We start from the raw sequence: 24,454 nt of genomic DNA, 5'->3' as shown, positions 1-24,454 counted from the left end.
TTTGGATAATTTGTCAACATAAGCTTTTAGAAAGTGTGGGATATTTTGATATGAATAATACCGAAGACGCCTTATATAAAATGCTTCCTTTAAATGAACTAATCAGAGTTGATAAATTAGTAACAATTCATTACTTTGAATTCGAGAAAAACTATTGCTTCTCTGGAGAATCCCATGAATTTTGGGAATTTCTTTATGTGGATAAAGGAGAAGTAGAAATATTAGCTGGAGAAAAGGGTTATAAACTACAAAAGGGTGATATAGTTTTTCATCCTCCTGAAGAGTTCCACAGTGTTAAAGCTAATGGAGTCACCGCTCCTAATATTATGGTGGTAAGTTTTGATTGCTCTAATGCCCATATGAATTTTTTTATTGAAAATAAGATATTAAATCTATCGACCTTTCAGATAGAAATTCTAGGTAAAATTTTATGCGAAGGTGAAAGAACCTTCTCTACTAACCTTCACAGCGGATATAAGGAATTATTAAAAAAGGACATAACTGATGAGTTTGCTTCCGAGCAATTAATAAAGCTTTATATTGAGCTCCTGCTCATTGATATAATACGAAGTGGTATAAAAAATGAGAACTGCAGCAGAATCGATAATGTAGTAAAGGAAAAAATGGAAAATGATGTAGTAGAGCAAATCATTAATTATATGACTGAAAATGTTTATAACAACTTCACCTTTGATTTCATCTGTGAAAGGTTTTATATTGGGAAAACCCATTTAAAAACTCTCTTTAAAAAGAAAACCAATGAAAGTGTAATGGCTTACTTTCAAAAGCTAAAGATAGAAGAAGCTAAAAAGCTTATCAGAGAAAAAAAATATAATTTTTCTCAGATTGCAGAGCTACTAGGCTTTGAATCAATTCACTATTTTTCAAGATGCTTTAAAAAGCTCACTAATATGACTCCCTCAGAATATGCTACCTCTATCAAGTCTAGAGTGCATAAAGCAACAACAAGCTAATGTAAAATTCCTATGAAAGCAAACTGCTGTCATAGGAATTTATATTTTCATGCATATCTTTTTCTTATTTTTTTATTCATTAATAAATTTATAATAGGTACCAAGTACATATAAACTGCAAAGGGTATGAAGCCTGCTCCAAGGGATAGCATAGAAGCAGGAACAAGAGAAGCTATATTCCAAGGTATAAGACCTGAAACCATCACTGAGGTATTAGATAAAGCTAATGATAATTGATATTTATCATCTTTATTATATAATTTTTTAACTAATTGATTAGTCAATATTACGCAGAGAGCTTGTGTAAAGGAAGCAGTGGCAGTTATTATAGCTATTATTAAGGTAGTAGTAAAAACTCCTAACTTTAAAGACAACCTATCTACCAATCCTTCTATTTTCTTTAGCATATTGGTCTCTTCAAATATCACTGAATAAGAAAAGGATAAAAGCACTATACCTGCAATTTTTAGCATGGACAAAATTCCTCCTCCCTTCATTACCTTACTAAGCTCTGAAGAAGAATCCATACTAAATCCAAAAATTATATATTTTAATAAAGAAATAAAAGAAGTTTTCTGCGCAAGGATGGCAATTATCATCCCTACAACAATACTTCCTAACATAGCTTTCTTAACATCAATCTTTAAAAATACAAAAGCGAAGATGAGCAGAGCTGGTAATATAGTTATAAATCCTAAGTTAAAATTATTAATAAGCTCTTGTTCTAGGATATTCCCACTAATATTCATTTTATAGGCTGAGGATATAAAAAAGTAAATTATTAGAGATATTATGTATGGTATTATTGTGTTCTTAAACATATTTTTAAAATTCTCATATATATTTGTATCTGTAATTTCTGATACTAAATTAGCCATGGAGGACATAGGAGAGCATCTATCTCCAAAATAAGCTCCTGCTATAATAGCTCCCCCAGCTACATTTACATTAACCCCTCCCCCCTTTGCTAATACCATCAAAGCAATTCCTATAGTACCTACAGTTCCAAAAGAAGTGCCTAGTAAAAAAGAGGTTATAGAGGTTATTAAAAAAGCATATAAAACAAATAAATTAGGATTTATTAGCTTTATTCCATAAAAAACAATGACTTCTACAGTACCACAAGCCATCCAAACTGCTGTAACTGCACCTATCAGAACAAAAATCCTTATAATGGAGAGAGACTTTTTCCCTCCCTTAAATATCATGAAAACAATCTCTTTTATGCTATATCCTATTCTATAAGTAGTAAAACTTAATATTATAAGACCTATAAGTAAAGGATAGACTAAAGGAATATTCAATATAACTGCGGCAATTATAAGTAAAAATATAACTAAAAAACTAAATATCATATTAATCCACACTCCAAACTAATATCCTTTTCTATTGTATAAGCTTTCTATATCTTTAACAGCCTTATAATATTTTTTAGGTGGTAATCCAAACATATTTTTAAAAGCTCTTATAAAATTAGAATAATCACTAAAACCGCTTTCTATATATACCTCTGTAATAGGCATGCCCTTTTTTATTAAAGAGCTAGCTAATACAAGTCTTTTCTGAAGTATATAGTTATGCAGAGTATATCCTGTTTGCTTTTTAAATTTATGCATGAGGTAGTACTTATTCATATAAAACTTTAAGGAGAGCTCCTCTATAGTAAGCTCCTCTGACAAATTGTCATTTATATAATTTAAAAGAGAAACTATATTTTCATCATATTCTACATCTTTTATCTCTTTCTCTAAATCTCTGGCTAGGAAGATTCGGTTTATACTAACTATGAACTGTAAAAATAAAGCATTTTTTAGTATTCCTTTCCCAAAACTCTCATGGTAGCATGCCTTTTCTAGTTGAAACAATGTATATTTTATTTCACTTAAAGCATCTGGGTTTACTCTCATGAGATTAAACTTTTGCATAGCAGCTATCTCAAAGCAGGTTAACAAATTGCAGTCTTCACTATTATGCTGTTTTAAAAAAGAGGAGTTAACCCATAAAATAATCCTCTCATAGGTTCCCCCTTCTTCAATTAAAGGTTTATGTATCTCATTGCTGCCTACCAAAAGAATATCCCAAGGTTTTAGCTTATAAGCTTTTCCTTCTATTAAATAGGTTACATTACCGGATATAAAAATTATTATTTTATTAAAGTCATGATAGTGAAAATCAAATTCTAAACTTTTCTTGTCCTTTATATGAAAATATTCAAAGTCATTTTTTAAATATCCTCTTTTAATAATATTTAAAGCTTCATTTTCCTTAATTTTCTTAACCTCCCTTTAGCTCTCAAAAATAAATAGCTAAATACACAAATATATTTGCTACTTACTTTTCTGAGACATCTTAAGCATTTTTTGCAATATTATAAGCAACATAAGCATTAAAACTAGTAAAAATTAAAAATATAATATTATTGTATCACAAAAATAAAATTTGTGGAGGCTATATTTATGAAACTAAAAGATTTACTAAATGATATTCCTTATGAGATCATACAGGGTGATGAAAATTTCGAGGCATCCTCAATAAGCTGGGATTCAAGAAAAGTAACTAAAGGTTCCTTATTTATATGTGTAAAAGGCAGAAATGTAGATAGACATCAATACGCATTAGAGGCTATAAAAGCTGGCGCCTCAGCATTAATAATAGAACATGAAGTAAAGGATATTCCAAAGCATATTCCAGTTATAAAAGTTAATGATACAAGGCTAGCTATGGCTCACATAGCTAATATATACTACAAAAATCCTTCCAGCAAATTTAAGCTTATAGGGATTACAGGTACCAATGGCAAAACCTCTATATCCTTATTTATATATGAAATACTTAAGAGTTTAAATAAAAGTACAGGATTGATAGGTACTATTGAAAATCTAGTAAATGACAAGAAATTAAAAACAGAAAAGCTTAATCCTACTACCCCTGACTCCATTGAGCTTCAAGCTTCTTTTGATGAAATATCAAAGGAAGGAGCTGAATATGTGGTCATGGAGGTTACCTCCTCTGCTCTGTCCAAACATAGAGTGACAGGCTGTGATTTTGGCATAGGGGTATTCTCTAATTTAACTCAAGACCATCTCGAGGAACACGGTAATATGGAAAATTATAAAAATGCTAAAATGAAGCTATTTAGCATGTGCAAAAGTGCAGTAATAAATTCAGACGATGCTATGTCAAAAGAAATAATGGAGAAATCCAGAGCTTCTATAATAACCTATGGAATTGAAACAGATAGTGACTTTAAAGCTGATAATATAGAATACTCTTTTAAATGTACAGAATTTGATCTATATTTCCAAAATAAACTTTATAAAGTTAAAACTAAGCTATTAGGGAGATTTAATGTATACAATATTCTTGCATCCATAGCAGTATGTCATAGTCTGGGCTTCACTTTAGAAGAAATCACACAGGCGGTTCTCAAGGTTAAAAGCGCATCAGGAAGGTTTGAAATTGTAAGCGTTCCTCATGATTATTTAGTAGTAGTGGATTATGCTCATAGTCCTGATAGCCTAGAAAAAATAATTAAATCTACCAAAGCTTTAACTAAAAATAAAGTCATTGTGGTCTTTGGCTGTGGTGGAGATAGAGATAAGTCTAAAAGACCTATTATGGGTGAAATAGCTGGCAGTTTAGCCCATATTTGCATACTCACCTCTGATAACCCTCGCAGTGAAAATCCTATGGATATTATAAATGATATTGAAGATGGAATAAAAAACACTCATTGTAGTTATTTTAAGATAGAAAACAGGAAGGAAGCCATTCATAAGGCTTTAACTCTAGCAGAGGAAGGCGATGCAATAATAATTGCTGGAAAAGGCCATGAAACCTATCAGATTCTTAGAGATAGAACCATTCATTTTAGTGATGTAGAAGTAGTTGAAGATTTTTTTAAATAAATAATTGTAGGAGTTGTTTTATATGAATTTATTACATCCTGTATGGGCAGAAATCAATCTAGATAATCTAGATTTTAATATAAATAGTATTAAGAAAAAGTCAGGTCATAGCAATATAATCGGAGTAGTAAAGGCTAATGCCTATGGGCATGGTGCTATAGAAGTTTCTAAAGCTCTTATCAAAAACGGAATACAAAAGATTGGAGTGGCTAATATAATGGAAGCTATAGAACTCAGAGAAAATGGCATAAATGCTCCCATTATCATATTAGGTCTCAGCTATGAGGGGGCTATAGAGAAAATTCTTGAATATGATATAGAAGTCACTGTTTCAACCCTAGCTTTTGCCAATAAATTATCTAACGCAGCTAAAAAATTAGGCAAGATTTCAAAGATTCACATAGCCTTAGATACTGGTATGGGAAGAATAGGCTTTAATCAAAGTGAAGAAAGTATTAATGACATAGCTGCTATCTATGCTATGAATAGTATAAAGGTAATGTCCCTATTTACCCATTTCTCCACTGCTGACTACAAAGATAAGAGTTATTCGGAGCTGCAATTAGAAAGATACTTTTGGTTTCAGCAAGAGCTTTCAAAATATAATATTGATTTAGGCGGTAAAAATGTATCAAACAGTGCGGCCATAATAGATATGCCCTACTGCCATTACGATTATGTTAGAGCTGGGATAATTCAGTATGGCTATTACCCTTCACAAGAGGTAAATAAAGAAGCGCTTCCCCTAAAACCTGTGTTAACCTGGAAAACTAGAATAATGCATATAAAGACCCTAGAAGCCAATGAATCTGTAGGCTACGGCAGAACCTTCAAAACAGAAAGAAGAAGCATTATAGGAACCATTCCTGTGGGGTATGAAGATGGTTATTCAAGACCTTTATCCAATAAAGCCAAAGTAATAGTTAAAGGTAAATTTGCTCCTATCATAGGTAATATCTGCATGGACCAATGCATGATAGATTTAACTGATATAGGAGAGGTAAGCCTTTATGATGAAGTTACTCTTTTAGGCTATGAAAATGATATAAAATTTGACGCTGAGGACTTTGCTCATATTTTAAATACTATAAACTATGAGCCACTTTGTAACATTGGAAGAAGAGTTCCTAGAGTCTATTTAAGAAATAATGAGATTGTTAAGATTCAGCATTATATTTAAGTTACTTACCTAGCCCCTATTAACTCAGGAGCTAGGTTCGCTTATAATCTAAATGCCTAAATTCATTTTTTATAAACCTATAAACCATATTATCTTCATCTAAGTTTACCTTCACAGCTCCTAAAGCTACTGCCCCTCCTTCATGTTCCATGCGGTCTAGATAAGCTTTAAAAGCTAAAAATTCCTCTTTATCTAAGGCCCTGTATAATAAATTCATTTCTTTTTCACTTAAAGCTATTCTATCTTCATCTGAAATTTTATGATTTTCTACTATATGCTTTATTTTTTCATATCTTTCTTCCTTGATAATAATCTTGCTATTAAGTATTTCTAACAAGAACTTTTTTCTTATCTTTATATAATTGCTAATCTTTAGAAAATCCTTTAAGGTGCTAAAATATCTTTCTATAGGAATTCTTACTGAGCTTATTATAATCTTTTGGGCAGTGGGTATCCTATTATCCTCAGGTGAAGATATATTAACTATACCCATTCCCCCTGTATAGCTTTCCTTTATATTCCTGCCTGGATTTTTAATGACTATGTTAATTTTCTCCTTAGAGCTTTTCAAATCGAAGTACACAAGCTCCTCTCCCATTATCAAATTACCTAAAAATTGTTTTTCTGAATTTAATATGTGAAAGGATACACTACCAGCTTCATTTACTTTCATCGAAGCCTCTTGAATAAGACCTTCCTTTAGAGAATTGGAATCTACCACAAAAAAATAGGCATAATATTGACCTTTATATCTATTATAAAGCTGCCTAACTACTTCTTTTTTTCTCATCTTCTCATTTTGTATATAAAAATCTTCTTTGGTTAGCGAGTCTAAGGTTATACCACTTTTTTCACAAAGCTTGTATAAAAAAGTTATTGGTGGTTTGGTTATAGAATTTATATAAGTATGTAGAGTATTTATCTTAATATCCAAATCCTTAGCCATTAAGGTTTGGTTATTTTCATAATTTTGTTCTAATATCCAATTAATATTTCTTTTAATATTATGAATCAATGTGTCTTCCCAGCCTATTTCAGCCATATTAAGCTACTCCTCCTCACGAATATAAACCTTTTAAAATCATTATAGAAAAACAACTTTTTAGACTTTTTCAACAAATTGAAAAAACCTTAAATAATATGATTCTTACCCTATAATTAATTTGAGATAAGCTTATCAATACTTTAACGAATGACTCTATATAAAGTGTAGCAAAGAAAATGTAAAAATGTCAACGAACTTACATTTATATGCACTTTAGCAAGCAAGTAGACCATATTTTAAAAGGAGATTAGAAAATGGAAGTAATAATTTTTTATGGTATCATAGGTTTTTTTATATCCTTATTATTAGGAAAGCTTTTAATTCCAGTACTGCATAAATATAAATTAGGACAGTATATAAGAGAAGATGGCCCTAAAAGCCATAAGAAAAAAGCTGGCACCCCAACCTTTGGAGGGCTTATATTTATATTCACCACCATTATTACTATGCTTTTTATATTTAAAAAATATAATATAGAAGTAAAATTATCTCTATATGCTTTAATAGTATTCGGGTTTATAGGGCTATTAGATGATGGGTTAAAAATATTACATAAAAACAATGAAGGCTTAACTTCACTACAAAAGCTGTTGCTGCTCATTGCAGCTTCCTGTTTCTTTGCTCTCTATTGCTATATTAATCCTTACATAGGCAAAGAAATCATCGTTCCTTTTAAGAAAAGCCTTTGGAATATGAAGCTATTATATATACCTTTTATTGTATTTTACTATGTTTCTGCCACTAATGCTGTTAATTTAACAGATGGGCTTGATGGCCTAGTTGGCTCAATTTCTTTATTGGTTATGACTTTTTTCACTCTTATTGCCTTCTCCTTAGGTCATTATAGCTTATCTATATTTTGCTCAGTTATGGTAGGAGCTTTGTTAGGCTTTCTAAAATTTAATCATTACCCTGCCAAAATAATAATGGGCGATACAGGAGCTCTTGCTCTTGGTGGAACTATGGCTACAATAACCATAATGCTCAAGCTCCCTCTTATCTTCATAATAGTGGGGGGAATATTTGTTACTGAAATATTATCCGTAGCAATACAAATAACAGCTTTTAAACTCACTGGAAAACGTGTTTTTAAAATGGCCCCCCTACATCACTCTTTTGAATTGTGCGGCTGGCATGAAGTAAAGATTGTAGCTATATTTTCTATTATTACAGTAATATTATGCTTAATAGGCTTTATTAGCTTAGCTGGACTTTAATGAAGATAGAAAAATCTATAGAGAATTAACTTATCCATCAAATTATCTTAATAATTCTCTCAATAAAAAAGAAGAAGTAAAGGACATTGCTAGTTTTAAACCTCTAGTCCTTAAATCCTCGGGCAATATAGATAAGTACAAGCTTATTATAAAGCCTATAAAGGCGGAAGGTAACTTTACACTTCAGTGGAGCGATAGAATGGAAACAAAATAATTTATATTTCTAAACAAAAGGGCTGTGCATAATGGATTTTTCCCCTTATGACACAGCTCTTATTTTTAGCATTTAAAAATAGTTATTTTTCATTTCCATGTTTAAAATTCCCTGTTACTTTAGCCATAATCAATTGAGCTTCAAAAGGGGTAGCATTTAAAATCTTTGCTAAAAACTTTTCACTTTCTGTGCCCTTAAGTATCATCACTTGTTTCCCATGCCAAAATATAAATACTCTTTTATCTTTGGACACCTTATATGAAAACAACTCTTCTTGAAGCTTATTACGTTTATCTATTATTGGCATTTTTAAATCACCTCGATGAAAATTTTTTTATAATCTAAATTTATTTTAATAGTTCTAATACCTTGTTAACAGGTAAATCCCTTATATTCCTCTTTTAAAATAGACATTATAATAAGTGATTCGTATTCACCATTATAAAAGACACACTCCCTTAAAGTGCCCTCTTCAACAAAGCCTTCTGATTTATAGAGACTTTGTGCTTTAAGATTCTTACATCTAACATCTAACCACAGCCTATGTGCTCCTAGCCTATTGAAAGCAATTTTCTTTATTAATCTTAAAGTTTCTCTTCCGAGACCCTTTCCTTTATCTGATATGACAATCCTTCTAAATTCAATATTTTTACTAGGATTTTTAACTCCTGCTATAATCACATAGCCTACAGGCTTATTTGTAACTGAGTCTTCAACAATTAAATGTAGAATATCCTTTTCCAACAAGGCATTCTTATGTTGTTCCCTTGACCACACTGTCACATACTGAGCATTGATAGGATTTCCTTCAGCATTAACTACAAACTCTAAATCTTTTTCTTCAGTAGTTCTTAGAACTATAATACTAGACTTTTCAATAATATTGCTCACTTTAAATACACTTCCTAATTATTTATTTTATAAATTATATTACACAGTATATGGTTAATTATAAACTAACCATTATTTACCATTATAACAAATTATACTATTTTATAAAACTTTAATATATTTTCCACTAGAAAAATTTCTCTTTTATTGGTTTTTATCTTATAATAATTATAAATACTAATAGCATGAGGGAGGTAATATTTATGAAGGAGAGTAAGCTATCATTAATAGCTCAAGGAGTTTTATTTATATTTATTGGTATCATCAGTCTTGTATACCCTGTAGAATCCATTTCAATTTTATCTTTGTTCTTTCAGCTCTTATTATTGACTTTAGGAATAATAAAGTTAATTAAAACTTTCATTAATAAAAATAATTTTGAAAAGAACTATCTACTTTATTTAAGTATCTTTGAGGGAGTTATATTTATAATAGTAGCTGCTGTATTCTATTTCAATAAAAATTTATCCTTATTGTCCTTTGGCTTAATCCTAGGTCTTTGGTGTACATATAATTCTTTAATAGCTCTTTTTTATTCCTTTAAGGAGAGAAATGCCAAATACTGGTATGCAGCACCAGTTTTATGTCTATTAGCTTTAGCTTCTGCTTTGATGATAGTATTTAAGCCTTATAAGGAATTCTTATCCTTAACCAGTTTAATGGGAATATACTTTTTATGCAGCGGTATAGAATTGCTTTTTTATTCCTTATATATTAAGAAATACGTAGATAAGGCTATAATAATTGATGCAAAAGATGTGGAGATTATAGAAAACGACAAATCATTAGAAAATAAAGAGGATTAATAAATCCTGCTTATAGCAAAAAATCCTCTAGGGCTGGACTCCTTAGAGGATTTTTTTAAGACAAAATATTATTATAAACCTTACTTAAGGCGCCCTATTTCACTTATCTACATATTAATATAAGTGACATGCCACGTAGTGACCTGAACTAACTTCCTTAAGTATTGGATTTTCTTCTCCACATACTTTTTTATAATATCTACATCTTCCTTGAAACCTACATCCTGGCTTTGGATTAATAGGGCTTGGAACATCTCCCTCTAGGGTTATCCTTTGTCTAGCTAACTCTATTTTGGGGTCTGGTATTGGTATTGCAGAAAGTAAGGCTTGAGTATATGGATGATATTGCTTTTTATATAATTCATTACTTTCAGCTAACTCCACCATGGTTCCTAAATACATTACTCCTATTCTATCTGAGATATGCTTTACCATTGATAAATCATGGGCTATAAAAAGATAAGTTAAATCATAATCTCTTTGTAGCTTTATTAAAAGATTTACAATTTGAGCTTGAATTGATACATCTAAAGCTGCAATAGGTTCATCGCACATTATAAATTTTGGTTCTATAGCTAATGCTCTAGCTATACCTATTCTCTGTCTTTGTCCTCCTGAAAATTCATGAGGAAATCTGTTCGCATGCTCCTTATTTAAACCTACTAGTCTTAATAACTCATAAACCTTTTCTTCTCTTTCCTTTCCCTTATATAGATTTTGGGCATCAATACCCTCAGCAATAATATCTAAAACCGTTAATCTTGGATTTAAAGATGCATAGGGATCTTGAAATATTATTTGAGCATTTTTATTAAAGTTTTTCTTTTCTCCTTTATTAAGGTTATGGACATCTTTTCCTTGAAAAAATACTTGTCCTCCAGTCTTATTATACACACCTAGCATAGTTCTTCCACAAGTGGTTTTACCACAACCTGATTCTCCAACTAATCCTAGGGTTTCTCCTTTGAAGATATCAAAAGAAACATCATCTACAGCCTTTAGAATAGATTTACTATTAATTTTAAAATATTTTTTCAAATTTTTTACTTCTATCAATTTTTCTGCTGACATGGCTATCTACCTCCTAATTCTTGAAGATTTTTCTTCTTACACATAGGATGTAATAACCAACAGGAGGTTTCATGTGTATCACTTAATTTGTAGGTTTCTGGTGCTTCTAAGCTACATATTTTCATCCTATGATTACATCTTGCTGCAAAGGCGCAGCCTTTAGGCGGATTTAATAAATCAGGAGGAGTGCCCTTTATAGATTGAAGCTCTTGATCTTTAGTTGAATCCAATCTAGGTACAGATCTTAATAATGATGAAGTATATGGATGGTTAGGATTGTAAAATATTTCATTTCTCATACCTATTTCTATAATTTTACCTGCATACATTACTGCTATTCTCTCTGCAATGCCGGCTACTACACCTAAATCATGGGTTATTAATACTATAGAGGTTCCTAACTTTCCCTTGATATTCTTCATTAAGTCTAATATTTGCGCTTGAATGGTAACATCTAAAGCTGTTGTAGGTTCATCTGCAATGAGCAATTCAGGATTACAGGCTAATGCCATGGCAATCATAGCTCTCTGCCTCATACCTCCTGAGAATTGATGAGGATACTCATTAGCTCTTATATCTGCATTAGGTATGTTAACGGATTTAAGTAAATTAATAACTTCCTCCATGGCCTCTTTTTTGCTTATTTTTTTATGTAATATTATATTCTCTGCTATTTGCCTTCCAACTTTCATAGTTGGATTCAATGAAGTCATGGGATCTTGAAATATCATACTTACTTTTCTTCCTCTATATGCTCTCCATTGTTTCTCAGAAAAATCTAGTACATTGGTACCATTAAAGTTTATTTCGCTACCTTTTTTTATTTCTCCTGGAGGCGAACTTATAAGCCCTAGTAAGCTTTTTGAGGTTACAGTTTTTCCACAGCCTGACTCTCCAACTATAGCCAAGCATTCTCCTTTTCCTACCTCAAAGCTAACACCTCTTACGGCCTTAACCTCTCCTGCATAGGTGTGAAAAGATATATTAAGATTTTTAACTTCAAGTAACTTTTCCATAAGTTTTCCTCCTCTATTGACGGAGCTTAGGATCAAAGGCATCCCTTAGTCCATCACCAAGTAAATTAAAGGCAAGCATAGTTACACTAATAGCTAAAGCAGGAAATAAAAGCTCATGAGGGTAATAGCTCATGTTAACTTGTCCTACAGCTGCCATGGCTCCCCAGCTAGTATCCGGCGGTTGAATTCCTAATCCAATAAAGCTTAAAAATGCCTCTGCAAATATAAAGCCTGGAATTTGGAAGGTTGTATTAACTATTATTACACTTAAGGTGTTTGGTATAAGATGTTTGGTTATTATACGCCAATGGCTTGTGCCTAAGGTCTTAGCTGCAATTATATATTCTGATTCTTTTAGCTGAAGTATTTGACCTCTTACTAATCTGGCAAGTCCTGTCCAACTTGTTAAGCATAGTGCAATCATAAGTGGAACTAAACCTTTTCCTAATACTACAGACATTAAAATCACCACTATCATATAAGGAATTCCAACTATAATTTCTACTATTCTCATCATTATATCATCAACTATTCCACCAAAATATCCACTTATACCTCCATATAATACTCCAAAGGTTAGAGATATAGCAGTTCCCACTAATCCTATTAAAATAGATACTCTGCCTCCAGCCCATATTCTAAGAAAATTATCTCTGCCCAGTTCATCACGACCAAACCAACTCTGCATATTTGGCTTTTGATGTGCTAAAGTAGTATTTTGAGCTTGGAAGGCATTGCCTGTAACTATGGGTATAATAAGACATGCTAACATTATAAGGCATAAAATAACTAGTGATACCATAGCCATTTTATTTTTCTTTAATCTTCTCCAAGCATCCTGCCAAAAACTCATGCTTGGCCTTACTATTTCATCTGCATTTGAGTGATTTTCATAATCTAATGCAAATAACTCTTCTTTTAATTCTATACGCTCCAATTATACTCACTACCTTTCCTTTGAAGCTATTCTTACTCTTGGATCAACAACGCAATATAATATATCCATTAGAACCATGGATACTATAAATAAGAATGCAAAGAATACTGTAGTAGCCATAATCATTGTAAAATCTCTAACAGTTACACTCTCAACATAATATTTTCCTAGTCCAGGTATAGCAAATATCCTTTCTATTACAAATGAACCCGTTACAACACCTGCTAACTGTGGTGCAAAGATAGTTACTATGGGTATCATTGAATTTCTTAAGACATGCCTTCTTATTATTTGTCCCTTTGATAACCCCTTAGCTTTTGCCGTTAATATATAATCATTGCTCAAAACATCTAATACTGAACTTTTCATAAACCTTGAGTAGGTAGCTATGGAACCTAAGGCTGCTGCCAGAGTAGGTATTACTGTATACTCCCAGCCTGAAAGCCATATGTTTTCTGTAGGCCACCCTACTATAGGCAATAAATTTCCACCAATCCACTTTTGTAGTAATGCCGCGAATACAAAGCTTGGTATTGAAACTCCTAATATTGAAAAAAATACTATAGACCTATCTGTAATACTATTCTTTTTAAGGGCAGAAATAATTCCTAAAACAATACCTATGCAGGACCCTAAAATCATTGCTTGTATACCCAATCTAGCAGATACGGGAAACTTTTCTCTTATTATGTCATTGGCTTTTTGACCAGGATTTTTCATGGATTCTCCTAGATCTCCCTTCAAAAGGTTTTTCATATATATTATGTATCTCTCGTTTAAGGGTTTATCTAATCCCCATTTTGCTTTTAAATTAGCTTCTATTTTGGGTGGCAATATTTTAGCCCCAGTTTGGATGGGATCTCCTGGTAACGTATTCATTAAATAAAAGGTAGCAGTAATTATTATCCACATAGTAAGGATTAAATACATAATTTTCTTTATAATATATTTTGCCACTTGTCCTCCCCCTACTCCTTATAATTTTAATGTATAAACTGTTATAGAAAGCTATAACAGTTTATACATTGGGCTTTGTTATTTTTCTATTGTTGCACTTCTAAAATCATATTTAGTACTAAATACTTCTAATCTCATATTCTTAACATATTTTTGAACATAGGCTTGTTTAATAGCGTAGGAAAGTGGTGCAACTAATGCTTCTTCATTAACTATTATATTTTCAGCTTCTTTAAATATTTCAAGTCTCTTCTTCATATCATTTGTCTTTTGAGAAGACTTAACAAGTGCATCATATTTTTCATTAGAATATAAAGGTATATTATTTCCGTTTCCTGTCATCAATAATTCTAAAAAGTTCATAGGGTCATTGTAGTCAGCGCCCCATCCACTTTGAACTATTTGGAATTCTCCGCTTCTTATCATCTTATTAAAGGTAGCTCCATCTCCAGCTATATCTAATTTAACCTTTACTCCTAGCTTACTTTCCCATTGATTTTGGAAGAACTCTGCAGTAGACTTTGTTGTCTGCTTTGTATTTGATTGTAAATAACTTACTGTGATTTGGTCATTTGGATTTAATCCTAATTCCTTTAAACCTTCTTGTAATAATTGCTTTGGGTCACCCTTTACATCTTTTAATGTTTCTTTTGCTTCTTTTCTATATTCTATATCTCCCACATTTATAGCATAAGGTACGAAACCGTAAGCTGGTGTGCCTCTCTTAGTTACATTGTTAATTAATTGTTCTCTATCTATGGCTAGTGAAAAGGCTTTTCTTACCTTAGCGTTAGTAAATATCTTATTTTTATCTTTAGAGTTAAAAGCTACATAACCATTACCTGGTTCATAACCATCTGCTTTTATAACTTCTCCCTTTGAAACTTTATCCTTTAACTTATCTGAATATTCTGTTTTAACCGAATCGATAATGTCTAATTGTTTACTATCAAACATCTGCTCTTGAGTAGCCATCTCTGGAACTATATGAACATTTACCTTTTCAAGTTTAACATCTTTAGCTCCCCAATATTCTGGGTTTTTCTTAAGAATAATTTTTGATCCCTTTGCCCATTCATCTACCACAAAAGGTCCTGAATAAACTAGCTTTTTATTATCCGTGCCATAAGTATCTCCTTGGGCCTCTACCACATCTTTTCTTAATGGACCTATACAGCTCATAGTTAATAACTGTAAGAAGTAAGGTGTAGATTCCTTTAAAGTTATTTCTAAAGTCTTATCGTTTACAGCTTTTACTTCTACATCCTCAAATTTTCCTTTTCCTGAGTTAAACTCTTCTGAGCCTTTTATTACATAAAATAATGCTGCATTAGGTGATGCTACCTTAGGGTCAAATAATCTTTCTAATGCATACACATAGTCTTGTGCCTTTACTGCTTTACCATCATTATACTTAAAATCTCTTAAGTGGAATGTCCATTTAAGCCCATCCGCTGATGTTTCCCACTTCTCTGCTCCAGCTGCTACTAACTTGTTGTTTTCAATTCTTGTTAAGCATTCATTTACCTGATTAAGTATAGTTCCTGGAACAGTATCTGCCATTTTTGATTGGTCCATTGACTCCATATCATCACCAAAGGCTACATTAATCTCTTGTGGTGACTTACTAGCACCAACACTAGTAGTATTTTTACCTGAACATCCAGCAAATAATGGCACCATCATAAAGACGGTCATTAATGCTCCTATAATTTTTTTATTATTCATAATAAAATCCTCCTTAATAAGTAGGTTATTAGATTTATTTAAAACTTAAATTCAAGGTTTACATATTCTTTTAAAAGTTCCACACAGGCTTCAGTATCTTCCATACTGATTACCGCATTAGGCCCATGTCCATATCTAGTAGGTATGGATATACCGCAGCATTTTACTCCATAATTTGAAATATTTATAGCCCCTGCATCAGTGCCTCCACCTAAAAGCACATCTAATTGGTATTTTATATGGTTTTCTTCTGAACATTTTATCATTTCCTTAACTAAGTAATCATCACAGATTACCGCAGTATCCATAACCTTAATAGCAGCTCCATTACCTATAACTGCATTTCCATCAGTTTCAAAAGGTACATCAAAGGAACCTGTTATATCTACTGCAATGCCTATATCTGGTTTTATTCTTCTTGCAGAGGCTGTAGCCCCTCTTAATCCCACCTCTTCTTGAACAGTGAATACAAAATACACATCATTATAACTGTCCTTAAGCTTTTTTAAGGCTTCAATTAACACATAGCATCCAATTCTGTTATCTATAGCTTTTGCTGTTACGCAAGAGTTTTTAAGCTCATGGTATTCCCCCACATAACAAGCTGGTTCTCCTATATTCACATACTTTAAGGCATCTTCTTTAGACTTAGCTCCTATATCCACATAAAGTTTATTTATCTCATTATTTTTTATATTCTCGCTTTTTTCTATGGAGCTTATTATTCCAGTTACTCCATTTCTAAATTCTACTCTATTCATATAAGACACATGAGCAGAAATGCCGCCTACATTTCTTACCTTTACATAACCCTTGTCAGTGATATTTAAAACTGAAAATCCTATTTCGTCCATATGGCTAGCTACCATTATTTTCTTTTTGTTCTCTCCATTACCTTTTTTAAATGCAATAATAGTACCCATAGCATCTATGGTAATTTCATCAACCATATCCTTTATCTTGCCAACTATTAGCTGCCCTATTTTTTCTTCATAACCGCTTACACCAAAGCACTGAGTTAATTCTTTTAATAGCATGCCTCACCCTCCAATTAATTTTTTATTAGTTTTTAAAGTTAAGTAAAAAAGTTTTTATTTCATAAGGCTTTATATCAAATTCGAATTCATAAGAATCCTTTGATATATCATTTAGCTTATTCTCTAAAAGGTCACATTCAAAAACCTGTTCCATAGCTTTAAAGCTTGTTAGTTTAACCTTTGACCTCTTATTCATATACTCATATATTCTTAAGATAACTCCTTCTCCATCCTCTTCCTTTTTAACCACTTCTACCATACAGTGATGCTTGTCCAAGGTGAACATAGATAAACTCTTAGGTAAAACGCCCTTATGAGCTTCCTCTATTATGCTGTGCATAGGTACATTTAAGTTGTAAGCTTGTTGCTGAGTATTAGCTTCTCTCCAAGTATTTTCATGAGGATATAGAGAATAGATAAATTCATGCTCTCCTATATCTGCATTAGGGTTAGGATAAGTACCACATTTAAGCAAGGTTAATCTCATTACTCCATTTTTTATGTCATACCCATACTTACAATCATTCAATAAGCTAACACCATACCCCGCCTCTGATAAATCAGCCCATTTATGGCCACAAACTTCAAATCTGGCTAAATCCCAAGAGGTATTATCATGAGTTTCTCTTTCCACATTTCCATATTGAATTTCATAGGTTGCTTTACTAGAATTAATATCTACAGGGAAAGCAGCCTTTAAAAGTATATTGTGCTCTTTCCAATTTAATTTTGTTTTAAAATCAATTCTTGGTACATGATGATATACATAAATTATTTGCTCTATGGATGAATCATAGAAGTTCCTTGTTAGTTTTAAAGCACATCTAACTGGACCTTCTTCTATTACCTCAACCTTCTGTAGGTCATTTATCTCATACATTTTTTCTTTATAATATATATCTATGTCCCAGTTTTCCCAATTCATAGGTCTATCTTCAAAGGCTTGTAGTACATTACCCTTTTCTTTTAATACTTCTCTCTTATTTTTCTTATCATATATAGAAGCTATGTTGTAATCCTCATCAAATTTTATATTGTAGAACTGATTTTCTATAGCTTTATTAGCTATATTTAGAATGCTTTCTTCAGAACATTTTCCTTCAACTATGTCGTAAACCTTATATCCTTTAGATGGAATTTTCTCAACAAAAGCTATTATAGACTCTCCATTTTCAGAGTACTGAACCTTTATTTCATTTCCCTCTATATCCCTTAAAGCCTTAATTTCTAGACCTTTAGGAATATTCACCTCTACAATGTCAGATCTATCAAAGGATAGTGTATTAAAAATCACTATAGATCTTTTCTCCAAGCCTATTTGAGAAGAAAGATTCTTTAAATTTTCCTTTAAAAGTTCATTGCCATTTTCAAGGATTTCTGTGTACTCTTTATCCGTTTGATCATAAACCGGTTCTATACAGGTTCCAGGAATTATATCGTGGAATTGATTTAGTAATATAGTTTTCCATGCGTTATTAAGCTGCTCTGTTGGATATTCCTTACCTAAGAACCTATTAAAAGAGGCTAAGGTTTCTATGTCTCCATATAAAACTTCACTCTTTCTATTAAACCTTTTATTCTTTGCCATAGAGGTATAGGTCCCTCTATGATATTCAAAGTATAATTCTCCTACCCATTTAGGAAGTTTTTTGCAATCCTTCATTTTTAAATAGGCTCTATTAAAAAATTCTATTTCTTTTCCTAGCTCTAATCTTGGAAGGCCTGGTATACCGTACTTTAATCTTTTTGCATTTTCTAGCATTTCTTCAGTAGGGCCTCCGCCTCCATCGCCAAAACCATAGAGCATAAGTGTTTCTTCATTCAAATCTTTATTTTGATACCTTTTCCAGGTGCCCATGGTCTGATTTGCGTTTATGTTTCCCGTATAGGTAGTCTTGCTGTTTATTCCGCTAAAGGTAGCCTTATCAGCATCAAATTTACTGTAATCGCAGGTGGTAACAAAATGAGTGAATATCTCACTTCCATCAATACCCTCCCACATAAAGGTGTCATTAGGCATCCTGTTAAATTGATTCCAGCCGAGCTTTGTGGTCATAAAGTAGTCTACTCCACATTTTTTCATTATCTGTGGTAAGGCCGCACTGTAACCGAATACATCAGGTAACCACAAAGTCTTGCACTTTACGCCAAACTCCTTTTCAAAAAACCGCATACCAAATAACATTTGTCTAACCAAAGATTCTCCAGAAGGTATATTACAATCTGGCTCAAGCCACATAGCACCATCTACTTCCCAGCGTCCTTCTTTAACTTTTTCTTTGATCTTTTCATATAGCTCTGGTTCATCCTCTTTTACAAATTCATATAGCTGTGGCTGGCTAGACATAAAGGTATATTCAGGATATTCTTCCATTAGCTTTAACACTGTTGAAAAACTTCTCACAGCCTTTTCCCTAGTCTGACTTACAGTCCACAACCAAGCTACGTCTATATGAGTGTGTCCTACCGCTGTTACCAGTGGACTTTTATAATTTATATCCTTATAAAAATTTTCTTTTAAACAATTATTAGCTTCATCAATAGAAGCGTAAAATTCCTTTGAGTATATCTTTCTAAGATCTAATAGATTTATTGCTTGTTTCAAAATTTTTAATATATTCATCTTATTATCATCTTCATCTTGTAAAATCCTTGCTGCGGAATAAGGAACCTTAAGATTATAATAAAACTCTTCAATATTGCTATCTAATACTTTAAGCTCTCCAATAAGTTTAGTCTTTTCTTTAATTAAGCCCGTATAGGCTAATAGTGCTATTTTGTATTTTCTACCTGCAGTAGCTTCTTTGCTTATTGTCACTCTTCTATGATTTATATCTAAGCCTTGTACTAACTCTCCATTTATGTACATTAAGAATTGAGGGTTGGTAGCATCCCATTCTCCTTCAAGGCCAGTAGTTATATTGAAAACAACAAACTTGCCATGGAACTCTTTAGGAATTTCAACTTCTGTTCTAAACCACCTATGTTTATCTTCTTCTCCCCAAAAATCTCCTAGATTATAATTCTCCCATTTTGAATCATCTAGTTCGGGCTCTTGTCCACCATCAAACTTTCCATCTTTAACTTTAAAGCCTTTAATTTTAACACTCCCAGGATATATAGATTTTTCAATATCCATAAGTATTCTTTCTACTCTTTCAAGTTCAAATAGCATCATACATCACTTCCATTCTAGTAATTAAATATTTACTACTATATTCTATGTTATAACCTATAAGCTATATGCTATAAGCTATCATATAGGTTCTTTTAAAAAAATTAGGTGCACTACATAGCTAATCTAGCTTAACTCTGCATTCTTCACCTCATCATACATCATATGTAATATTTTATCATTTATAGCTTGAGTCTTTTTAACATCTCTTTTTCTTATGCAATCAAATAAGTCTCTGTGCAATGGTATAGTATCTATAAAAGGATCTTCTAACCCTAATGGGAAATTCCAAAGCTTTGAAAGCATATCTTCTATGGACAAAATAAGCTGATACATAATTTTATTGTGACAAAACTTATATATAGCTAAGTGAAACTCCTTGTCCTCTTTATTTTGCTTTTCTCCTTTATTGTACTTTTCCATAACTATATTTAGTATTTTTTCTATTTTATCTAATTCTTCTTCTGTGGCATTTTTTATAACAAGGCTCATTATTTCTCTTTCTAAAATCTTTCTAACCTCTAATAGTTCTAATATACTTTCCTTTTCTTTTTTAAATTCTATTTGAGTGTATAGAATATCAGAAGAAGCATTTTTTAAAAAAATCCCCTTTCCATTGACTACCTGGAGAAAATCCTTAGCCTCTAAAGTTTTTATGGCCTCTCTTAAGGATGTCCTACTCACTCCTAGCATTTCTATAAGTTCGTTTTGAGAAGGTAACCTGTCTCCACTTTTCAAATTCTTTTCTTCTACATAATTTTTCATGAATTCAATTATCTCTGATTGTAAGGAAACTCTTTTTATAAACGTCATAATCAACCACCTAAATCTTTTAAATGATATTACCTATAAGCTATCATACACCTTAAATTTATTATATATAAACCTTTTTAATTTATCAATAGCTTTTTAAATTATTTTTGAATTATCAGTATATTAAAAATAGAAGTTAACAATTCTATTTTAATTGTTTAACTTCTATTTTAATTATTACCCTACTCTACATATCACATTGCTCAATCTCTACGGCATATGCTCCACAATGCTCACATACCATTATCATCACAATATAGCTATTATCAATCTTTTCTGACTTTAGTAATTGAGTGAAAGTGGTATTTTCATATTCTTTAGATATGTTGCTGATTACATATTGATTTTCCTTAGTAAAAATATAAAAATGATACTCTAAAAAATTAAAAGCCCTTAGCTTTTCCTTTTTCCCATTTAAACATTTCTCACAAGCCTCATCATAATATGCTAGATCAAAGCTAACTTCTGGCCACTGTCTTATAAGCTCTATAATTTCTGAAGCATCTATACCCTTAACTTCATTTTCTTCATCATTCATTAGGTAGAGGCAATTTTCTTTAGATAGCTCATAAGTTTTATCCTTAAAAATAAATTTGTAGTTATCCATTGTTTATCTCCTTTTGTTATCTTTAACTATTTATACATTATACCTTAACTTTTATTTTTATTAAATTATTATAATAATTTCTATTATAATTACTTATATACAGTAAAACTACGCTAAGCAATACTCAGCGTAGTATAATAGTAAAATTTATTTTTTATTTAAAAGTAACTTTGTTAAATCTGTGATAGCTGGCAGGATGCACTGTGAAGCCTTCTATATTCTTTTGCATTCCGACTATTCTTCCTGGGAAGTATAATTGAACATCTGCAGCATCCTCTACGATTAGCTTTTGAGCTTCTTTATAAATTTTTATTCTTTCTTGTTCATCAATAGTCTTTCTTCCTAAGTCCAGTAATTTATCAACTTCAGCATTTCCATAGAAAGATCTATTACCTGCTGGACCCTTTTGTGAACTATGATAGGTTGGATATAGGCCGTAATCTGGATCTGCTGTAACAGTTGTCCAACCACCTATATACATATCATGCTCACCTTTACCAGTTCTCTCCAAACCAGCGGAAGTTTCTAAGGATTCAATCTTAACATTTATTCCAACCTCTTTTAATTGAGCTTGAATAACCTCTCCTATTTGAGAAGTAGATGAACTAACCCATAGTTTGCACTCAAATCCGTTGGTATAACCAGCTTGTGCTAATAATTCTTTTGCTTTTTGCACGTTATATTCATAACCTTTTATGTCTTTATTGTATCCAAATACCAATGGTGCTAATACTGTGTTTGCTTTTTCGCCTACGCCATATAATACTGAATTTATTATGGCATCCTTGTTTATTGCATAATTTATTGCCTGTCTTACTAATTTATTATCAAAAGGTTTTTTAGCATTATTTAACCATATATTTGCATATCCTAAAGTTGGAGTTTGCTCCATTTTTAATTTTGAGTTGCTCTTTATCTTCTCCTTATCTACAGGTTCAATATCTACGGAAATATCTATCTCTCCTGTTTCTAAGCCGATGGTTCTGCTTGAAGCCTCTGGTACAGTCTTGAAGATAAGATTTTTTACTCCAGCCTTTCCTCCAAAGTATTCATCAAATCTTTCTAACACCATCTTGTCACCAGCTACCCATTGAGTAAGCTTAAAAGGACCAGTTCCAACTGGTTTTTGACCATAGTCTTCCCCAGCGGCCTTTACTGCTTTTTCATTTAATATAGCGCTACCATTATGGGCTAAATTAGATAATAGTGGAGCAAAGGGTTCTTTTGTCTTTATGATCACCTTATAGTCTCCATCTGTTTCAACAGTATCTATAGAGGATACTAAGAATCCTACTCTACTAGATTTTTTTTGTCTTTCTAAAGTAAATTTAACATCGCTAGCCTTTAGCTCTTCGCCATTATGAAACTTAACTCCTTTTCTTAAGTTGAAAATCCAAGTATTAGCATCTTTATTCTCCCAGTTCTCCGCAAGACCAGGTACTAATTTCATATCCTCGCTTCTTTCAACCAATCTATCATATATAGCCATACCTGCTCTAGTAGAAGAACCATCATTAGCATTTTGCGGATCTAAGGACTTTGTTTCCATAGCATTTGCTACAACCAAAGTATCCTTTTGAACAGTCTTTTGACCTTCTTTAGTTGTGCAAGCAGTTAACAATATAGATGTAAAAAGCAATGCTGAGGTAATTACAGATATTATTTTTTTATTAGCCATTTTCTCTCCTCCTTAAAATTAAACTTTATGTAAATAGTTTTTTAACATTATAATATTGTATCATCCTAGCAATTCATAGTAAAGTACTCAACAATGTATTGGCTATTGAAAAATAATATAACTTTAACTAAGCATATTGAAAATATTAATAGTGTTTATTATATTATACGCTATGGTAGGCTTTGGATTATCATTTAATATTATGTTTAAAAAAAGAAAAAAACATACTAAGCTCAACTTCTCCTATATGGTTCTTTAGATATATGAAATTAAATTCTCTTTCTATAACGAAATCCAGTATTTTAATCTCTGCAAGCTGCTTTTTTCTTATCTCCTCCTGAGCTGCATCTTTATACATAAAGCTAATACCTATACCACTTTTTATCATGGTTTTTATAACATTAACATTTCCAATTTCAATAATATTTTTAAAATTATCAAGGGTATAATTTTTATCAAAAAGTCCTCTTTCTAAGACCTCCCTAGAACCAGAACCTTTTTCACGTACTATAAGGGTTTCGTTTTTAAGTTCTTCTAATAATACAACCTTTTTACTTGCCAAAGGATGGGTCACAGGAGCTACTAAAATAAAACTAGCATTTTTATATAATTTTGCTTCATAATCAGCCTTATTAAAGAGCCCCTCTACTAAGGCAAAGCTAATTTTACCTTGCTGCAGCATATGAAGTACCATTTCTGTATTATCCACATACATGGTTACATCATATTCTTCAAAAGCTTTTATAAAATCTCCTAAAACCGGTGCAAGGGTAAATTCACCTATAGTTAAAGTAGCTGCAAACTCTAACTTCTTATTCTCTTTCTTTATCTCTTGCAATTTACGGGTGATTATCTCTTCATTAGCTTTTGTATTTTTAGCGTATTTATAGAAAAGCTCTCCTGCTTTAGTAAGCCTTAATTCTCTATTGGTATATTCAAATAGTTTACAATCGTATTGCTTTTCTAAAAATTGAATATGTTGAGTTACAGCTGGTTGAGTTATACACAGCTCCTCTGAAGCTTTGGTGTAGCTCTTATTTTTGCATACAGATAAAAAAGATTCTACTCTTATATCTAACATTTTATACATTGCCTCCATAAGTACTAATTATATATAAACAAGTATTTATAATTAGATTTTATATTCTCGTGATGTTAAAATCAAGTAAACAATGTACAAGGAGTTGACTTTATGTTCAC

General features: G+C 31.7%; 21 protein-coding genes. 5 read left to right on the top strand and 16 right to left on the bottom strand.

The genetic code is table 11. The annotated features are described in order from the left end of the window. Positions 1 to 50 precede the first annotated feature (50 nt). Entirely contained in the window at positions 51 to 974 is a 924-nt protein-coding gene (locus BN2665_RS20395; protein ID WP_055668955.1) for a helix-turn-helix domain-containing protein, read from the top strand. Between the two features lie 47 nt (positions 975 to 1,021). Here the strand turns inward: BN2665_RS20395 and BN2665_RS20390 are convergent, their stop codons facing one another. Further along, the gene (locus tag BN2665_RS20390; RefSeq protein ID WP_055668954.1) at positions 1,022 to 2,329 is read right to left on the bottom strand and encodes a Na+/H+ antiporter NhaC family protein; all 1,308 of its coding nucleotides are present in this window, start codon (positions 2,327 to 2,329) and stop codon (positions 1,022 to 1,024) included. An 18-nt stretch (positions 2,330 to 2,347) separates the two neighbouring features. Beyond that, positions 2,348 to 3,244 carry an AraC family transcriptional regulator gene (locus tag BN2665_RS20385; protein ID WP_055668953.1) on the bottom strand — a complete coding sequence of 299 codons (897 nt, stop codon included), beginning with the start codon at positions 3,242 to 3,244 and terminating at the stop codon, positions 2,348 to 2,350. 186 nt (positions 3,245 to 3,430) lie between these two features. Here BN2665_RS20385 and BN2665_RS20380 point away from each other — a divergent pair, with 186 nt between their 5' ends. Together BN2665_RS20380 and alr are read left to right on the top strand one after the other, a co-directional pair. After that, positions 3,431 to 4,882 carry a UDP-N-acetylmuramoyl-L-alanyl-D-glutamate--2,6-diaminopimelate ligase gene (locus tag BN2665_RS20380; protein WP_055668952.1) on the top strand — a complete coding sequence of 484 codons (1,452 nt, stop codon included), beginning with the start codon at positions 3,431 to 3,433 and terminating at the stop codon, positions 4,880 to 4,882. Positions 4,883 to 4,904: 22 nt separating this feature from the next. Then, positions 4,905 to 6,062 (top strand): alanine racemase, encoded by a 1,158-nt coding sequence (gene alr / locus BN2665_RS20375; protein ID WP_055668951.1) that lies wholly within the window; start codon positions 4,905 to 4,907, stop codon positions 6,060 to 6,062. 31 nt (positions 6,063 to 6,093) lie between these two features. Here the strand turns inward: alr and BN2665_RS20370 are convergent, their stop codons facing one another. Further along, positions 6,094 to 7,104, bottom strand: coding sequence for a hypothetical protein (locus BN2665_RS20370; protein WP_055668950.1), 1,011 nt, complete (start codon positions 7,102 to 7,104; stop codon positions 6,094 to 6,096). A 257-nt stretch (positions 7,105 to 7,361) separates the two neighbouring features. On the opposite strand from BN2665_RS20370, the gene mraY reads away from it, so the two are divergent. Continuing rightward, complete coding sequence (mraY, locus tag BN2665_RS20365; protein WP_055668949.1) at positions 7,362 to 8,324, top strand: phospho-N-acetylmuramoyl-pentapeptide-transferase; 963 nt, start codon at positions 7,362 to 7,364, stop codon at positions 8,322 to 8,324. Between the two features lie 296 nt (positions 8,325 to 8,620). Here mraY and BN2665_RS20360 read toward each other — a convergent pair whose 3' ends face one another. Continuing rightward, complete coding sequence (locus tag BN2665_RS20360) at positions 8,621 to 8,845, bottom strand: hypothetical protein (protein WP_055668948.1); 225 nt, start codon at positions 8,843 to 8,845, stop codon at positions 8,621 to 8,623. A 65-nt stretch (positions 8,846 to 8,910) separates the two neighbouring features. Beyond that, positions 8,911 to 9,429 carry a GNAT family N-acetyltransferase gene (locus tag BN2665_RS20355; RefSeq protein ID WP_074042374.1) on the bottom strand — a complete coding sequence of 173 codons (519 nt, stop codon included), beginning with the start codon at positions 9,427 to 9,429 and terminating at the stop codon, positions 8,911 to 8,913. 203 nt (positions 9,430 to 9,632) lie between these two features. Between BN2665_RS20355 and BN2665_RS20350 the strand changes: the two genes are divergently transcribed. Then, on the top strand, positions 9,633 to 10,235 hold the full coding sequence (locus tag BN2665_RS20350; protein WP_055668947.1) for a DUF308 domain-containing protein: 603 nt from the start codon (positions 9,633 to 9,635) through the stop codon (positions 10,233 to 10,235). Between the two features lie 114 nt (positions 10,236 to 10,349). Here BN2665_RS20350 and BN2665_RS20345 read toward each other — a convergent pair whose 3' ends face one another. The 11 genes from BN2665_RS20345 to BN2665_RS20295 form a co-directional block, all read right to left on the bottom strand. Continuing rightward, positions 10,350 to 11,306: an ABC transporter ATP-binding protein gene (locus tag BN2665_RS20345; RefSeq protein WP_055668946.1), complete on the bottom strand. Its 957-nt coding sequence runs from the start codon at positions 11,304 to 11,306 to the stop codon at positions 10,350 to 10,352. A gap of 2 nt (positions 11,307 to 11,308) precedes the next feature. Further along, positions 11,309 to 12,322 (bottom strand): ABC transporter ATP-binding protein, encoded by a 1,014-nt coding sequence (locus BN2665_RS20340; RefSeq protein WP_055668945.1) that lies wholly within the window; start codon positions 12,320 to 12,322, stop codon positions 11,309 to 11,311. Positions 12,323 to 12,335: 13 nt separating this feature from the next. Beyond that, entirely contained in the window at positions 12,336 to 13,250 is a 915-nt protein-coding gene (locus BN2665_RS20335) for an ABC transporter permease (RefSeq protein ID WP_242866021.1), read from the bottom strand. Between the two features lie 18 nt (positions 13,251 to 13,268). Then, positions 13,269 to 14,216 (bottom strand): ABC transporter permease, encoded by a 948-nt coding sequence (locus BN2665_RS20330; protein ID WP_055668943.1) that lies wholly within the window; start codon positions 14,214 to 14,216, stop codon positions 13,269 to 13,271. 78 nt (positions 14,217 to 14,294) lie between these two features. Next, the gene (locus BN2665_RS20325; protein WP_055668942.1) at positions 14,295 to 15,944 is read right to left on the bottom strand and encodes a peptide ABC transporter substrate-binding protein; all 1,650 of its coding nucleotides are present in this window, start codon (positions 15,942 to 15,944) and stop codon (positions 14,295 to 14,297) included. Positions 15,945 to 15,982: 38 nt separating this feature from the next. Continuing rightward, on the bottom strand, positions 15,983 to 16,981 hold the full coding sequence (locus BN2665_RS20320; RefSeq protein WP_055668941.1) for a M42 family metallopeptidase: 999 nt from the start codon (positions 16,979 to 16,981) through the stop codon (positions 15,983 to 15,985). A 25-nt stretch (positions 16,982 to 17,006) separates the two neighbouring features. After that, positions 17,007 to 20,156 (bottom strand): alpha-mannosidase, encoded by a 3,150-nt coding sequence (locus tag BN2665_RS20315; protein ID WP_055670023.1) that lies wholly within the window; start codon positions 20,154 to 20,156, stop codon positions 17,007 to 17,009. Between the two features lie 126 nt (positions 20,157 to 20,282). Next, positions 20,283 to 20,969: a FadR/GntR family transcriptional regulator gene (locus tag BN2665_RS20310; protein ID WP_055668940.1), complete on the bottom strand. Its 687-nt coding sequence runs from the start codon at positions 20,967 to 20,969 to the stop codon at positions 20,283 to 20,285. Between the two features lie 187 nt (positions 20,970 to 21,156). Then, entirely contained in the window at positions 21,157 to 21,576 is a 420-nt protein-coding gene (locus tag BN2665_RS20305; protein ID WP_055668939.1) for a DUF3785 family protein, read from the bottom strand. 154 nt (positions 21,577 to 21,730) lie between these two features. Further along, on the bottom strand, positions 21,731 to 23,254 hold the full coding sequence (locus tag BN2665_RS20300; protein ID WP_055668938.1) for a glutathione ABC transporter substrate-binding protein: 1,524 nt from the start codon (positions 23,252 to 23,254) through the stop codon (positions 21,731 to 21,733). A 190-nt stretch (positions 23,255 to 23,444) separates the two neighbouring features. Next, a complete protein-coding gene (locus BN2665_RS20295; protein WP_055668937.1) occupies positions 23,445 to 24,335 on the bottom strand; it encodes a LysR family transcriptional regulator in 891 nt (296 codons plus the stop codon). Positions 24,336 to 24,454: the final 119 nt, after the last annotated feature.

The sequence above is a fragment of the Desnuesiella massiliensis genome (genome assembly GCF_001403615.1).
In the GTDB taxonomy this organism is placed as follows: Bacteria; Bacillota; Clostridia; order Clostridiales; family Clostridiaceae; genus Desnuesiella; species Desnuesiella massiliensis.
Note: the sequence above shows the minus strand (reverse complement) of the source record. Positions and strands in the feature narration are given on the sequence as shown.